The sequence below is a fragment of the Microbacterium soli genome (assembly GCF_039539005.1).
In the GTDB taxonomy this organism is placed as follows: Bacteria; Actinomycetota; Actinomycetes; order Actinomycetales; family Microbacteriaceae; genus Microbacterium; species Microbacterium soli.
The window spans coordinates 2,274,041-2,289,314 of record NZ_BAABCP010000001.1 but is presented as its reverse complement, the minus strand read 5'-3'; the positions used below and the strand labels follow the sequence as shown (position 1 = coordinate 2,289,314).

Sequence of the window (15,274 nt, the reverse complement as noted above, 5' to 3'; positions counted from 1 at the left end):
CTCACGCGGTGATGCGCTCGTGCACGATGGGCGCGGGCGCCGGGGCATCCTGCCCGATCCCGTACGCGCCGTCCAGTGCGGCCAGCGCACGCGCGAAGCGCGCGTCATCATCCGCGGACAGCGTGAACAGCGGCTGTCCCGCGGTCACGCGGTCGCCGGGCTTGACGGCGAGGTCGATGCCGGCCGCGTGGATGACGGGGTCCTCCGCCCGCGCCCGCCCGGCGCCCAGGCGCCAGGCGGCGATGCCGAAGGACAGGGCGTCCATGCGGGTCACGATCCCATCGCGCTCAGCCGTGACGACGTGCGTCTCCCGCGCCATGGGCAGTGCGGCGTCCGGATCGCCGTCCTGGGCGCGGATCATGGCCCGCCAGGAGTCCATGGCGCGTCCGTCGTCGAGTGCCGCCTCGACATCGGCATCCGGCCGCCCGGCCAGGGCGAGCATCTCCCGCGCCAGGGCGAGGGTCAGTTCGCGCACATCGGTCGGCCCTCCGCCGGCGAGCACCTCCACCGATTCGCGCACCTCGTTGGCGTTGCCGATCGCGAGCCCCAGCGGGGTGTTCATGTCGGTGAGCAGCGCCGTCGTCGCCACCCCCGAGTCCGTGCCCAGCGCCACCATGGTGCGGGCGAGCTCGCGAGCCCGATCGATGTCCTGCATGAACGCGCCGTTGCCGAACTTCACGTCCAGCACCAGGGCATCCGTTCCCTCGGCGATCTTCTTCGACATGATGCTCGATGCGATCAGCGGGATCGCCTCGACCGTGCCGGTGACGTCACGCAGCGCGTACAGCTTCTTGTCGGCGGGGGCGAGTCCCGAACCCGCCGCGCAGATGACCGCCCCGACCTCGCCCTGCATCTGCGCGAACATCTCCTCGTTGCTCAGCGCCGCGCGCCAGCCGGGGATCGACTCGAGCTTGTCGAGCGTGCCACCGGTGTGTCCGAGGCCCCGGCCGCTCAGCTGCGGCACCGCGATCCCGAACGACGCCACCAGCGGCGCCAGCGGCAGGGTGATCTTGTCGCCCACACCGCCCGTGGAGTGCTTGTCCACCGTGCGCTTGCCGAGGGCGGCGAAGCTCATCCGCTCGCCCGTCGCGATCATCGCATCCGTCATCACGCGGATCTCGTCGCGATCCATGCCGCGCTGCAGCACGGCCATCGCGAAGGACGCCATCTGCGCGTCCGAGACGTACCCGCGGGTGTACGCGTCGATCATCCAGCGCAGCGGCGCGTCGGCGACCGCGCCGCCGTCGCGCTTGATGCGGATGACGTCGACGGCGTCGAACGGTTCCACACTCACCGCGCCTCCTCCAGATCGCGGGGCCCGAACGCGTCGGGGAGCACCTCGTCGATCGTGCGGATGCCGGAGACCGTCTCCAGGAGCATGTCGGGGCTGGAGTGCTCGAACAGCAGCTGACGGCAGCGGCCGCAGGGCATGACGGTCCGCCCCTCGCCGTTCACGCACACGAACGCGACGAGTCTGCCCCCGCCGGACATGAACAGATCCCCGACCAGCGCGCACTCCGCGCACAGTGTCACCCCGTAGGAGGCGTTCTCCACGTTGCATCCCGCGACGATGCGCCCGTCGTCGACGAGGGCGGCGGCGCCCACCCGGTAACGCGAGTACGGCGCGTACGCCTTCTGCATCGCCTCCGCGGCGACCTGCCGCAGCTCATCCCAGTCGATGTCGGTCATGGCGGGTCCTGCTTCCTAGGCCTTGATGTACGGCTTGCCGTCGGCCGCGGGGGATTTGATCTGCCCGGCGAAGCCCGCGACCGCGAGGATCGTGACCACGTACGGCAGCATCAGCATGAACTCGCTGGGAATCGGCGTCTTGAGCACGGTGAGCAGGTTCTGCAGGTTGGTCGCGAAACCGAACAGCAGCGCGGCCAGCGTCGCCCTGATCGGGTTCCAGCCTCCGAAGATGACTGCGGCCAGGGCGATGAAGCCGAGTCCCGCGGTCATGTCCTTGGTGAACTGCGGGACGGAGACCAGCGTGAAGTACGCGCCGCCCGCCCCGGCGATCGCACCGGCCAGAAGGACGTTCCAGAACCGCGTCGGGTTCACCCGGATGCCGACGGTGTCGGCCGCCTGTGGGTGCTCGCCCACCGACCTCAGCCGCAGACCCCAGCGGGTGCGGTACAGGCCCCAGGAGACGAGTGCGACGATGACGTACATCAGGTAGACGATGAAGGTCTGGTTGAACAGCACCGGCCCGAGGACGGGGATGTCGGCCAGTAGCGGGATCGGCCACTTGTCGAAGGTCGCCGCGGAGTTCAGCGCCGCCTCGTTCGGCGCCAGCAGCGCACCGTAGAGGAACCCGGTCAGCCCCGACACGAGCACGTTGAGCACGACGCCGACGATGATCTGGTCGACCAGGTACCGGATCGAGAACGCCGCGAGCACGAACGCCACCAGGACGCCGCCGATCATGGCTCCGATCAGCCCGACGAACGGACTGTGTGTGACGCTGGAGAGGAGCACAGCGGCGAACGCACCGAGCAGCAGCTGGCCCTCGATGGCGATGTTCACCACGCCACCCCGCTCGCCGATCACTCCGGCCAGCGCGCCGTAGACCAGCGGCACCGACAGCGACAGCGCCCCCGCGAGCGTGCCCGCGACAGGTACGACGCCGCCGTCCTGCGCGGCCCAGGTCAGGAACGCGAACACGGCCAGCAGCGCGTAGACGATCGGCAGCCACAGCCGGGGGCGGCGGTACAGCCCGGCATCCACCCAGGTCCATGCCGTCAGCAGCACGATGATCGTCCAGACGACCCACGTCGTCGCGGCGGAGGGCAACCGCACGTCGTCCAGCGCCACAGACGTGCCGTCGCCGATTCGGAAGACGCTCTGACCCGTCACCGGGGACAGCGCGAACAGCAGGCCCAGCAGCACGACCACCGCGGTCAGTGTGATCGGGAGCTTGAAGTGCCGGGTGCGCACGAGCGCCGGTTCGAGGGACTCCCTCTCGAGTACGACCATCATGACACCATCGCCTTGCTCTCCTCGACGATCGCGCGCCGGCGTGCGGCCCTGGCCCTGCCCTTGGCGGAACGGTCACTGTCGTCCTTGGGCAGGCCGAAGATGGTACGCACCAGCGGCGGCGCCGCGATGAACAGCACGATCATCGACTCGACCACCAGCACGATGTCCACGGGGATGCCCTGCGCGGCCTGCATGGTGAACGACCCCGCTTTCAACGCCCCGAACAGCAGCCCGGCCCACACGGTGCCCCAGGCACGGCTGCGGCCCAGGAGTGCGACCGTGATCGCATCGAATCCGATCCCCGCGTCGATGCCGTCGCCGAAACCGCTGGTGACCGAGCCCAGGATCTGGTTCATGCCGGCCAGCCCCGCCAGTCCCCCGGCGAAGAGCATCGCGTACACGTACATCCGCTGCACGCTGATCCCGGCGGCCCGAGCCGCGTTCGGGTTCTCCCCGACCGCGCGCAGGCGGAAGCCCAGACTGGAGTGCTCGATCAGCCACCAGACGAACACCGCAGCGACGATCACGGTCGGAAAGCCCCAGTTCAACAGCGGGAACTGCGCGCCGAACAGCGGCGGGAACTGCGCCGACTCCGGTGTCGCCGCCGAGATCGGCTGGTTGGTGCCGGGCTTCTGCAGCAGGTCGGGGGTGCGGATCATCCACCGCACCAGATACAGGGCGACGAAGTTGAGCATGATCGTCACGATCACCTCATGCGCACCCGTGCGGGCCTTCAGCAGCCCGGCGATCCAGCCCCAGATCGCCCCGCCGGCGATTCCGGCGGCCAGAGTCAGCGGGAGGTGGATCCACGTCGGCAGTTCCAGCCCGAAGGTGGCCAGCGCCGCCGCCGCGCAGGCGACGAGCATCTGGCCGCGGGCGCCGATGTTGAACAGGCCGGCGCGGAACGCCAGCGCCACCCCCAGCCCGGCGGCGATCAGCGGCGCCGCGAAACCGAGAGTGTTGGTCAGCGGCCTGATGAAGCGCACGAAGGACGTCGCGTCGGGGTTGACGATCGAGCCTTGGAAGAGTGCGTAGTAGCCGCCGGACACGGCATCCCAGCTCGCCCCGAGCATGTCGCCAGGACGGGCGAAGAAGTAGCCGGCGGTGGTCTGAACGTTCTCGTTCGTCGCGGCGATGAGGATCCCACCGACCACCATCGACACGACGATCGCGAGCACGGTGGTCGTCACGGAGCTTCTCAGCATCTCACGGATCAGCTGGTTCGAGCGCGGCGCCTCGGCGATGCCGTCCGCTCCTGGCACTCGGTCGCTCATGCGGCGTCCTCCATCGGGTTCACTCCTGCCATCATCAGGCCCAGGACATCACGCGGCGTGTCGGCGGGAACCACGCCGACGATGGCCCCGCGGTACATCACCGCGATCCGGTCGGCGAGTGCGACGACCTCGTCGAGCTCGCTGGAGACGACGATCACCGGAACGCCGGCGTCTCGTGTGGCGATGATGCGCTTGTGGATGAACTCGATCGACCCCACGTCCACGCCACGGGTGGGCTGTGAGGCCAGCAGGAGCCTGAGTTCGCGGCTGAGCTCCCGTGCGATGACGACCTTCTGCTGGTTGCCGCCCGAGAGGGAGCCTGCGGGGCTGCCCGGGCCCTGAGTGCGGATGTCGAACTCGCGGATCTTCTCCTTCGCGAACGCATCCAGCACACGCCGGCGGATGGTGCCGCGCGAGAGGAAGACCCGGTCGGAGCTGCGGTCGAGCATGAGGTTCTCCGCCACCGTGAAGCTGCCGACCAGCCCGTCGATCTGGCGATCCTCCGGCACGAAGCCGACACCCTCGTCGAGCACCGCGCGCACGCTGCGACCCACCAGCTCGATGCCGTCGAGCCTGATCGACCCGCTGACCCGGGACTGCAGGCCCACGATCGCCTCGGCGAGCTCGGTCTGCCCGTTGCCCTGCACCCCCGCGATGGCGAGGACCTCGCCGGGACGCACGTCGAAGCCGATGCGGTCCACCATGACGGAGCCGTCCTCGGCGAGCACCTGCAGGTCGCGGACGGTCAGGCCGCCCTCCCCCGGGGTCGCCGGGTCCTTGTGCACGGTCAGCTCGACCGAGCGGCCGACCATCATAGACGCCAGCTCGGAGTTGGATGCCGAGGGACTGGCTTCGCCGATGACCTTTCCCAACCGCACGACGGTGATGCGGTCGGCGACCTCGCGGACCTCGCGCAGCTTGTGCGTGATGAACACGATCGCCGTGCCCTCGTCACGCAGCTGGCGCATGATGGCCATGAACTCGTCGGTCTCCTGCGGGGTCAGCACGGCCGTGGGCTCGTCGAAGATCAGGATGCGCGCGTTGTGCACGAGCGCCTTGACGATCTCCACCCGCTGCTGCACGCCGACCGGCAGGTCCTCGACCCTGGCATCCGGATCGATGCGGAAGCCGAAGCGGTCGGCGACCTCCTTCACCTTACGGCGGGCGGCCGCGAGATCCAGGATGCCGGGGCCCCTTGTCTGCTCGTGCCCGAGCATGAGGTTCTCCGCCACCGTGAAGACGGGGATCAGCATGAAGTGCTGATGCACCATCCCGATGCCGGCGCCGATGGCGTCACCGGGTCCGCGGAAGTGCTGAGGCACCCCGTCGATGAGGATCTCGCCCTCATCCGCCTGGTACAGGCCGTACAGCACGTTCATCAGCGTCGACTTCCCCGCGCCGTTCTCGCCGAGCAGCGCGTGGATCTCCCCGCTGCGCAGCTCGAGATCGATGTGATCGTTGGCGACGAGGCTGCCGAACCGCTTGGTGACCGAGCGCAGTTCGAGCTTCATGTTTGCACCCTATCCGCAGAAGATCGTTGAGCGGGGCCCGAAACGGACCCCGCTCAACGATCGCACTGCTGTCCTACTTCGGCGAGTTCGCCGACGCGACCTTGAGGTCGCCGGCGATGATCTGCTTCTTCAACTCGTCAAGCTTGGAGGTCAGCCCCTCGGGGAGCTCGGACTCGAAGTCGTGGAAGCCGGACAGCCCGACACCGTCGTTCTCGAGGGTGCCGATGTATGGCGTGAAGTCCATGTTGCCGGTCGAAGCCGACTTCACGGTGTCGTACACGGCCGTGTCGATGCGCTTCATGACCGACACCAGCGTGATGTCGGCGACCGAGGAGTCTGCGACCGCGAGATCGGAGTCCACGCCCAGCATCAGGGTATCCTTGCCGCTGTCCTTGATCGCCGCTGCGGCGCTCTTGTAAATCGGGCCGCCGACGGGAAGGATCACGTCCGCGCCCTGGTCCAGGATGCCCTTGGCCGTCTGCTTGGCGGTGTCGTTGGCGTCGAAGCCCCCGGTGAAGGAACCCTTCTGCGCGGCGACGTCCCAGCCGAAGGTCTTCACATCGACGCTGTTGTCCATGTTGTACCCCTGGACGCCCTCGATGAAGCCGTCCATGAAGATGGCCACCGACGGGATCTGCAGGCCGCCGAAGGTGCCGACCTTGTCGACGCCGTTCTGGTGCGACCACGCCGCCGCCGCGTATCCGCCGAGGTAGGCGGCCTGGACGGTATCGAAGAGGATGGGCTTGATGTTCGGCGCATCCGGCTTACCGTCCTCGTCGGCGTCGGCACCGTCGTCGATGATGGCGAAGTCGACGTCGGGGTTCGCGGTGGCCGCCTTGATCGTGTCGGCGGAGAGCTTGAACCCGACCGAGATGATCAGGGTGCAGTTCTGTCCCAGCAGGTTGTCGATGTTGGGCGCGTAGTCACTCTCGGAGGAGGACTCCACGTCCACCGCCTTCACGCCGAGCTCGGATGCGGCTTTGTCGATGCCGTTCTTGGCGGACTCGTTGAACGACTTGTCGTTCCAACCGCCGTCGTCGGAGACGATGCAGGGCTTGAAGTCGTTCGCCACCGACTGGCCGTCCGCGTCCGCGGTCTTCTCCGTGGTCGGGGCCTGGCCGCAGCCGGCCAGGGCGAGGGCGACGCCGGCAGCGATGGTCACGCCGAGCATCCTCTTGGTCATAGAGATGGGCACTGTTTGCCTCCCCAGGAGTTCAGTCCCGCGGACATCGCGGGTCGCTCCAAGTTACCCACCGTTACGCTTCTGCGCATCTTCCGGGCATCTGTGCTGGCAAATGGTTACAATCCCGCAACACATCGTGGTCGATCCGATGGGACGGCCTGCACGAATCGACGGCTCAGAGCACGTCCCCGCGCCCCGTGAGCTTGAGCGACTCCACGACCCCCTTCACGCGCTGCGCGTTCTCGACCGTGGTGACCAGCAGCGCATCGTCCGTGTCGACGACGACGATGTCCTTCACCCCGACCAGGCTGATCACGCGCGAGGTCTGGCTGACGAGGATGCCGCTGGCCGCGTCGGAGAGCACCCGCGCCCGCGGCCCCAGCACGGCCAGGTCGTTCTTGCGGCCGTGGTTGATGAGCTTGGTGAGCGAGGCGAAATCACCGACATCGTCCCAGTCGAAGTGGCCGGGGATCACCGCGAGCCTGCCCCGCTCGGCGGCGGGCTCGGCCACCGCGTAGTCGATCGCGATCTTCTTCAGCCGCGGCCAGATGCGGTCCACCGCCGGGCCGCGCAGGTCGCGATCGTCCCACGCCGCGGCCAGCTCGACGAGTCCCGCGTGCAGCTCGGGCTCGTTGACGGACAGTTCCTCCAGGAGCACGCTCGCCCTCGCGATGAACATGCCCGCGTTCCACAGGTGGTCCCGGTCGGCGATGTACTCCTTCGCGGTGGCGAGGTCGGGTTTCTCCACGAAGCGCTCCACGAGCGTCGCCTCCGGCGCCCCGTCCACGACGATCTCCCCGGCGCGCTTGATGTACCCGAATCCGACGGACGGCTCGGTGGGCGGGATGCCGATCGTGACGATGTAGCCCTCGCGTGCGACCTGCACGGCCTGCTGCACCGCCCACTCGAACACCTGCCTGCCGCGGATGACGTGGTCGGCGCTGAAGGAGCCGATGATCACGTCCGGATCGCGGCGGTGCAGCACCGCCGCGGCCAGACCTATCGCCGCGGCCGAGTCCCGCGGCTCGGATTCCAGGAACACGTTGGCGTCCGGGATGCCGGGCAGCTGGGCCTCCACCGCCGCGCGGTGGGCGCGGCCGGTCACCACGGCGATCCGGTCCGGACCGGTCAGGGGCTCCAGTCTGTCCCAGGTGTCGCGCAGCAGCGAATGCCCGGACCCGGTCAGGTCGTGCAGGAACTTCGGTGCGTCCGCGCGAGAGAGCGGCCAGAGCCTGCTGCCGATCCCGCCCGCCGGGATCACTGCGTGGAAGTCGTCGATTCTCGCCATGCGCTCCAACCTATCGGCCGATGTGGCGCGGATCACGGGCGGAGCGCACTGAGGGTGCCCTTCGTCGCCCCGGCCGCGTGACGGGAATAGGATGGGTGGAGTCGGCCGTGCGCAGGAGCACCGGACCGATGTCGCATCGAACAGGGAGAACGACGTGTCCACGAGCACACGCTTGACGCCATCGATATCCGAGACCACTTCGAAGTCGCCGCGCGGGACGCTGTACCGCGGACGTGAGGGGATGTGGTCCTGGGTGCTGCACCGCATCACAGGAGTCGCCATCTTCTTCTTCCTGCTGGTGCATGTGCTGGACACGGCTCTCATCCGTGTCTCGCCGGAGGCGTACAACGCGGTCATCAACACCTACAAGAACCCGATCATGGCGCTGGGGGAGGTCGTGCTCGTGGCGGGCATCGCCTTCCACGCGTTCAACGGGCTGCGCATCATCCTCGTGGACTTCTGGTCCAAGGGCGCCAAGTACCAGCGCCAGCTGTTCTGGATCGTCATCGGCGTCTGGGTCGTGATCATGGCGGGCTTCGTGCCCCGTCATCTCATGTTCGCGTTCGGAGGAGGAAACTGATGTCCGCTCAGGTCGCCGCGTCCGTCGCGCGCCGCCCGCGCAAGTCCAACCTGGAGAAGATCGGCTGGCTGTTCATGCGCGGCTCGGGCGTCATCCTCATCGTCCTCATCTTCGGGCACCTGTTCGTCAACCTCATGCTCGACGGCGGCATACACGCCATCGACTTCGGCTTCGTCGCCGGCAAGTACGCCGCGCCGTTCTGGCAGTGGTGGGACGTGCTGATGCTGTGGTTCGCCCTGATCCACGGCGCGAACGGCATGCGCACCATCGTGAACGACTACGTCACCCACGCAGGCGTCCGCAAGGTGCTGGTCTGGGCGCTCGGTCTGGCCGCCGCTCTCCTGATCATCCTCGGCACCCTCGTGGTGTTCACATTCGACCCCTGCAACGGCGTGCTCGAAGACGGCGCCATGTGGGAGACCTGCCAGGCGCTGGTCAAGTAGACGAAGAAGGCAGAACACACAGTGACTACTCAGACCTCCGATTCCATCGTGCGCGACGGCGTGCACTACCACGAGTTCGACATCGTCATCGTCGGCGCAGGCGGTGCGGGCATGCGCGCCGCGATCGAAGCGGGCCCGCACGCCCGCACCGCGGTGATCTCCAAGCTGTACCCGACCCGCTCCCACACCGGCGCGGCGCAGGGCGGCATGGCCGCCGCGCTCGCCAACGTCGAGGACGACAACTGGGAATGGCACACCTACGACACCGTCAAGGGCGGGGACTACCTCGTCGATCAGGACGCCGCGGAGATCCTCGCCAAGGAGGCCATCGACGCGGTCATCGATCTGGAGAACATGGGGCTGCCGTTCAACCGCACGCCCGAGGGCAAGATCGACCAGCGCCGGTTCGGAGGCCACACCTCCGAGCACGGCAAGGCCGCTGTGCGCCGCGCCTGCTACGCCGCGGACCGCACGGGCCACATGATCCTGCAGACGCTGTTCCAGAACTGCGTGAAGCTGGGCATCAACTTCTTCAACGAGTTCTACGTGCTCGACCTCATCACGGTCAAGGACGACGAGGGCGCGACGCAGGTCGCCGGCGTCGTCGCGTACGACCTCGCCACGGCCGAGCTGCACGTCTTCCACGCCAAGTCCGTCATCTTCGCCACCGGCGGCTTCGGCAAGATCTTCAAGACCACCTCCAACGCCCACACCCTGACCGGCGACGGCGTCGGCATCCTGTGGCGCAAGGGCCTGCCGCTGGAGGATCTGGAGTTCTTCCAGTTCCACCCGACCGGTCTCGCCGGTCTCGGCATCCTCCTCACCGAGGGCGCACGCGGCGAGGGCGCGATCCTGCGCAACGCATCCGGTGAGCGCTTCATGGAACGCTACGCACCGACCATCAAGGACCTCGCCCCGCGCGACATCGTCGCCCGCAGCATGGTCAAGGAGGTCCAGGAGGGCCGCGGTGCCGGCCCGCACAAGGACTACGTCTACCTCGACTGCACGCACCTGGGCGCGGAGGTCCTGGAGACCAAGCTCCCCGACATCACGGAGTTCGCCCGCACGTACCTCGGCGTGGACCCCGTCACCGAGCCCGTGCCCGTCATGCCCACCGCGCACTACGCGATGGGCGGCATCCCGACCAACAACGACGCCCAGGTGCTCGCCGACAACGACACCGTCGTGCCTGGTCTGTACGCCGCCGGCGAGTGCGCCTGCGTCTCCGTGCACGGCTCGAACCGCCTGGGGACCAACTCGCTGCTGGACATCAACGTGTTCGGAAAGCGCGCCGGTCGCAACGCCGTCGAGTACGTCAAGAACGCCGAATTCGTACCGCTGCCGGAGGACCCCGCGGCCTTCGTGAGGGACATGGTGGAGGGCCTGCGCACCAACCAGGGCACCGAGCGCGTCGCAACGCTCCGCAAGAAGCTGCAGGATGAGATGGACAAGGGCGCGCAGGTGTTCCGCACCGAGGAGTCGCTCACCCACGTCCTCGGCGTCATCGAGGAGCTGCGCGAGCGCTACAAGAACGTCCACGTCGATGACAAGGGCAAGCGGTTCAACACCGACCTGCTCGAGGCCGTCGAGCTGGGATTCCTGCTCGACATCGCCGAGGTCGTCGTCTACGCCGCCCGCAACCGCAAGGAGAGCCGCGGCGGCCACATGCGCGACGACTATCCGAACCGCGACGACGAGAACTACATGAAGCACACCATGGCGTACCTGGTCGGCGACCCGCATTCCTCGGATGCCACCGACCATATCAAGCTGGACTGGAAACCCGTGGTGATCACGAATTACCCGCCGATGGAGAGGAAGTACTGAGCATGTCCAACGCCGTCGCAGAGGTGCCGGTCAACGATTCCGGTGTGCAGTCGTTCCTCGTCACCTTCATCATCCGCCGCTTCGACCCCGAGCAGGACGCCGAGCCGCGCTGGGTCGACTACGACGTGGAACTGTACGCCACGGACCGCGTGCTGGACGCGCTGCACAAGATCAAGTGGGAGATCGACGGCTCGCTGAGCTTCCGACGCTCCTGCGCGCACGGCATCTGCGGCTCGGACGCCATGCGCATCAACGGTCGCAACCGGCTGGCCTGCAAGACCCTGATCAAGGATCTGGACATCTCCAAGCCGATCTACGTCGAGGCCATCAAGGGCCTGCCGCTGGAGAAGGACCTCATCGTCGACATGGAGCCGTTCTTCGACTCCTACCGCGAGGTCCAGCCGTTCCTCATCGCCAACTCCACCCCGGAGAAGGGCAAGGAGCGCATCCAGTCCGTCGCCGACCGTGCGATCTTCGACGACACCACCAAGTGCATCCTGTGCGCGGCGTGCACCTCGTCGTGCCCGGTGTTCTGGACCGACGGGCAGTACTTCGGCCCCGCCGCGATCGTCAACGCGCACCGCTTCATCTTCGACTCCCGCGATGACGCCGCCGACGTGCGTCTGGACATCCTCAACGACAAGGAGGGCGTGTGGCGCTGTCGCACGACCTTCAACTGCACCGAGGCCTGCCCGCGCGGTATCGAGGTCACCAAGGCCATCGCCGAGGTCAAGCAGGCGGTCCTGCGCCGCGGCCGCTGACCCGCACGACGCATGCGCGCCCGACTGATCGACTCAGCCGGGCGCGCTGCTGTCCTCGCGCGTCGCACGGCGGCCCTGTTCCCCGTGCGCGTGTGGCGGCGCTTCCTGCAGCGCAACGGCTTCCTGCTGTCGGCGGGAATGGCCTACCAGGCGCTGTTCGCGCTGTTCGCGCTGGTGTACGCCGCCTTCGCGGCCGTGGGCGTGTGGCTCAGCGGAGATGACGCCGCGCTGCAATCGCTCATCCGCATCGCCAACAGCTACCTGCCGGGCATCATCGGCGAGGGCGGCATCGCCACCCCCGACGAGATGAGCGAGATCGCCCGATCCGTCACGGGTGCGTTCACCGTGACGGGGCTCATCGCCGCCGTCGTCCTGCTGTGGACGGCGATCAGCGCGGTGACGTTCACCCGACGCGCGGTGCGCGACATCTTCGGCCTGCCGTTCGACGATCGCAGCTTCGTGCTGCTGAAGCTGGCCGATGCCGCGGCCGCGCTCGCGTTCGGGCTGGCGCTGCTCGTGGGCGCGGCGGTCAGCGTGGGCGGCGTCTGGGCTCTCACGCAGCTGCTGGACCTGTTCGGGCTGGGCATCACGAGCACGCTGTACAACGTCATCGTCCGCAGTTCGTCGGTCATCGTCGTCGTCGCCATCGACCTGGCCGCCATCGCGCTGCTGGTGCGGTTCCTCACCGGCACCTCCCTGCCCTGGCGCACCATCTGGCCGGGTGCCGCGCTGGGCGGTGCGGCGGTGACCGTGCTGCAGCTCGGGGCGGGTCTGCTGTTCGCCCGCTCCCCCGGTAACCCCCTCCTGGCCACGTTCGCGGTCATGGTCGCGCTGCTGCTGTGGTGCCGCGCGGTGGCCGTCGTGATCCTCGTCGCGGCCTCGTGGATCGCGCAGAGCGCGAACGATCGAGGTCAGCCCCTCGTGCGGCCGGATGTCGGGGGCCCTCGTTAGGCTGGTGGCATGCTCGATCGACACGACCGCAGTCTGCGCATCGCCACCGTCAACGTCAACGGCATCCGCGCCGCCGTGCGCAAGGGCATGCACTCCTGGCTCGACGACGCCGACGTCGACGTCCTGACGCTTCAGGAGGTGCGCGCGCAGGACGAGCACGTGGAGGAGGCGTTCCCCGGCTGGTCGATCCTGCACGATCCCGCCACGGCCAAGGGCCGCGCCGGTGTCGCGGTGCTCAGCCGCCGCCCTGCCGTCGCCTCGCGGACGGCGCTGGGGCCGGACGACTTCGACTCGGCGGGCCGCTGGCTGGAGGCCGACTTCGAGTTCGGCGACCGCCTTCTTACCGTGGTGAGCGCCTATGTGCACTCCGGCGAGGCCGACACGCCCAAGCAGGACGAGAAGTGGAAGTTCCTCGACGCGATGGGGCCGCGCATGGCGCAGTTGGGCGCGGACGACGCGCTCGCCCTCGTCACGGGGGATCTCAACGTGGGGCACCGTCCGCTGGACATCCTGAACTGGCGGGGCAACGTCCGCAAGTCCGGCTTCCTGGCGCGTGAGCGCGCCTACTTCGACCGCTTCCTCGGGGCGGCGGGCGAGCCCGTCGTCGGGCAGGAGGGCATCGGACGGGGCATGGTCGGAAAGCTCAGCGACACGCGCCCGTTCGCGTCGGAGAACGGCGGCGAGGGTCTGGGCTGGATCGACGTGGGCCGCGCCGCGCACGGTGAGGTCAACGGTCCGTTCACCTGGTGGTCGATGCGCGGCCAGGCCTTCGACAACGACACGGGGTGGCGCATCGACTACCACCTCGCCACCCCGGCGCTCGCCGCCCGCGCCTCCGGATACACGGTCGCCCGCGCGAACAGCTACGCGGAGCGCTGGAGCGACCACGCCCCCGTGATCGTCGACTACGCCTACGACAAATAGGATTGAGCTGTGACCAGACCTCGCCTCTATTCCGGAATGCAGCCCTCCGCCGACTCCCTCCAGGCCGGCAACTACATCGGGGCGCTCCTGCAGTGGCGCGAGATGCAGTCGTCCTTCGAGGCGTTCTTCTCGGTCGTCGACCTGCACGCCATCACCGTGCCGCAGGATCCGGCCGAGCTGCGCGAAAAGACCCGCCGCACGGCCGCACAGTACATCGCCGCCGGGATCGAGCCGTCCAAGTCCACCCTGTACGTGCAGTCGCACGTGCGCGCCCACGCCGAGCTGGCCTGGATCCTCAGCACCATCACTGGCTTCGGCGAAGCGGGGCGGATGACCCAGTTCAAGGACAAATCGGCCCGTTACGGCACGGATTCCACCTCGGTGGGACTGTTCACGTATCCCGTGCTGATGGCTGCGGACATCCTGCTGTACCAGTCCGAGCTGGTGCCGGTCGGCGACGATCAGAAGCAGCACGTCGAGCTGACACGCGACCTCGCTGAGCGCTTCAACAAGCGCTTCGGGAAGACCTTCACCGTCCCCGAAGCCGTGATCCAGAAGGACACCGCCCGGATCTACGATCTCCAGAACCCCACGGCGAAGATGTCGAAATCGGCTGAGAGCGACGCCGGAGTGCTGTGGCTGCTGGACGATCCGGCGAAGTCGGCGAAGAAGATCATGCGCGCCGTGACCGACACCGAGGGCTCGGTCCACTACGACCGCGAGAACAAGCCCGGGGTGTCCAATCTGCTCACCATCTACGCCGCCCTCACCGGCAGGCAGATCGCCTCCATCGAGGACGAGTACGCCGGACGCGGCTACGGCGACTTCAAGAAGGGTCTCGCCGAGGTGGTCGTCGAGGAGTTCGGACCGGTCCGCGAGCGCGCCAACGCGCTGCTGGACGATCCCGCTGAGCTGGACCGCGTGCTCGCGGCGAACGCGGCGAGAGCCGACGAGGTCGCCGACGCCACACTCGCGGACGTCTACGACCGCGTCGGCCTGCTCCGCCGCGTCTGATCACCTGCGGCGTCGACCAGAGGAGGATGCCGTGAGCAACGCGTTCCCGCCGCCGCAGGCGCCACCGCCCGGTTCCTACACGGTGCCCGTCGGCGGGTACCGGGCGCCCGTCGGCGCGTATCAGATGCCGCCGACGGCTCCCCGGGCGTCGAGCGCGACGGGGACGCTCGCTCTGGTCGCGGCGCTGCTGGCATCCGTCGTCTCGCCGCTCCTCGCCGGGCTGCTGGCCCTGGGCATCGGCACGCGGACGCCCTTCGACATGCTGATCACCGCTTCCGGTGATCTCTCGCTGTCGGCGCTGACGCCGGTGCGCACCGAGGTGCTCTGGATCGAGATCCTGTTCTGGGCGGCCACCGTCATCGGCATCCTCGCTTTCGTCCTCGGCATCACCGCCGCCGTGCGCAGACGCGGACGCGGGCCGGGCATCGCCGCCATCGTGCTGGCGACCATCGGCCCCGGCGGGTTCCTGCTGTCGGCCTGGATCCTGTTCGCCGTCGGCACCGCCCTGGGAACGACAGCGGGTCCCTGACCCGCCGGTC

Annotated in this window: 15 protein-coding genes; 8 read left to right on the top strand and 7 right to left on the bottom strand. The window is 68.3% G+C overall.

The genetic code is table 11. From position 1 onward, the window contains the following. Position 1 precedes the first annotated feature (1 nt). The 7 genes from ABD770_RS10785 to ABD770_RS10755 all read right to left on the bottom strand — a co-directional run bounded on the left by ABD770_RS10785 (position 2) and on the right by ABD770_RS10755 (position 8,235). Positions 2-1,294, bottom strand: a complete 1,293-nt coding sequence (locus ABD770_RS10785; protein WP_344819562.1) for a thymidine phosphorylase — start codon at positions 1,292-1,294, stop codon at positions 2-4. After that, entirely contained in the window at positions 1,291-1,689 is a 399-nt protein-coding gene (locus ABD770_RS10780) for a cytidine deaminase (RefSeq protein ID WP_344819561.1), read from the bottom strand. The genes ABD770_RS10785 and ABD770_RS10780 overlap by 4 nt, the downstream gene beginning before the upstream one ends. A gap of 15 nt (positions 1,690-1,704) precedes the next feature. Further along, positions 1,705-2,979, bottom strand: a complete 1,275-nt coding sequence (locus ABD770_RS10775) for an ABC transporter permease (RefSeq protein WP_344819560.1) — start codon at positions 2,977-2,979, stop codon at positions 1,705-1,707. Continuing rightward, positions 2,976-4,253 carry an ABC transporter permease gene (locus tag ABD770_RS10770; RefSeq protein ID WP_344819559.1) on the bottom strand — a complete coding sequence of 426 codons (1,278 nt, stop codon included), beginning with the start codon at positions 4,251-4,253 and terminating at the stop codon, positions 2,976-2,978. Before ABD770_RS10770 ends, ABD770_RS10775 begins: the two co-directional genes overlap by 4 nt. Further along, entirely contained in the window at positions 4,250-5,764 is a 1,515-nt protein-coding gene (locus ABD770_RS10765; protein WP_344819557.1) for an ABC transporter ATP-binding protein, read from the bottom strand. The genes ABD770_RS10770 and ABD770_RS10765 overlap by 4 nt, the downstream gene beginning before the upstream one ends. A 73-nt stretch (positions 5,765-5,837) precedes the next feature. Next, a complete protein-coding gene (locus ABD770_RS10760) occupies positions 5,838-6,959 on the bottom strand; it encodes a BMP family lipoprotein (protein ID WP_344819556.1) in 1,122 nt (373 codons plus the stop codon). Positions 6,960-7,122: 163 nt separating this feature from the next. Further along, positions 7,123-8,235: a mannose-1-phosphate guanylyltransferase gene (locus ABD770_RS10755; RefSeq protein ID WP_344819555.1), complete on the bottom strand. Its 1,113-nt coding sequence runs from the start codon at positions 8,233-8,235 to the stop codon at positions 7,123-7,125. Positions 8,236-8,389: 154 nt separating this feature from the next. Here ABD770_RS10755 and sdhC point away from each other — a divergent pair, with 154 nt between their 5' ends. From sdhC to ABD770_RS10715, 8 genes are read left to right on the top strand one after another with little or no spacing between them, the layout of a single operon-like run. Then, positions 8,390-8,815, top strand: a complete 426-nt coding sequence (sdhC, locus tag ABD770_RS10750) for a succinate dehydrogenase, cytochrome b556 subunit (protein WP_344819554.1) — start codon at positions 8,390-8,392, stop codon at positions 8,813-8,815. Next, the gene (locus ABD770_RS10745; RefSeq protein ID WP_344819553.1) at positions 8,815-9,258 is read left to right on the top strand and encodes a succinate dehydrogenase hydrophobic membrane anchor subunit; all 444 of its coding nucleotides are present in this window, start codon (positions 8,815-8,817) and stop codon (positions 9,256-9,258) included. Before sdhC ends, ABD770_RS10745 begins: the two co-directional genes overlap by 1 nt. Before the next feature lie 21 nt (positions 9,259-9,279). After that, a complete protein-coding gene (gene sdhA / locus ABD770_RS10740) occupies positions 9,280-11,085 on the top strand; it encodes a succinate dehydrogenase flavoprotein subunit (protein WP_344819552.1) in 1,806 nt (601 codons plus the stop codon). Positions 11,086-11,087: 2 nt separating this feature from the next. Further along, a complete protein-coding gene (locus tag ABD770_RS10735) occupies positions 11,088-11,846 on the top strand; it encodes a succinate dehydrogenase iron-sulfur subunit (RefSeq protein WP_344819550.1) in 759 nt (252 codons plus the stop codon). Between the two features lie 12 nt (positions 11,847-11,858). Further along, complete coding sequence (locus ABD770_RS10730; RefSeq protein WP_344819549.1) at positions 11,859-12,797, top strand: YihY/virulence factor BrkB family protein; 939 nt, start codon at positions 11,859-11,861, stop codon at positions 12,795-12,797. 9 nt (positions 12,798-12,806) lie between these two features. Next, positions 12,807-13,721: an exodeoxyribonuclease III gene (locus tag ABD770_RS10725; RefSeq protein WP_344819548.1), complete on the top strand. Its 915-nt coding sequence runs from the start codon at positions 12,807-12,809 to the stop codon at positions 13,719-13,721. 9 nt (positions 13,722-13,730) lie between these two features. Beyond that, the gene (gene trpS, locus ABD770_RS10720) at positions 13,731-14,735 is read left to right on the top strand and encodes a tryptophan--tRNA ligase (protein WP_344819547.1); all 1,005 of its coding nucleotides are present in this window, start codon (positions 13,731-13,733) and stop codon (positions 14,733-14,735) included. Positions 14,736-14,766: 31 nt separating this feature from the next. Further along, positions 14,767-15,264 carry a hypothetical protein gene (locus ABD770_RS10715; protein WP_344819545.1) on the top strand — a complete coding sequence of 166 codons (498 nt, stop codon included), beginning with the start codon at positions 14,767-14,769 and terminating at the stop codon, positions 15,262-15,264. Positions 15,265-15,274 lie beyond the last annotated feature (10 nt).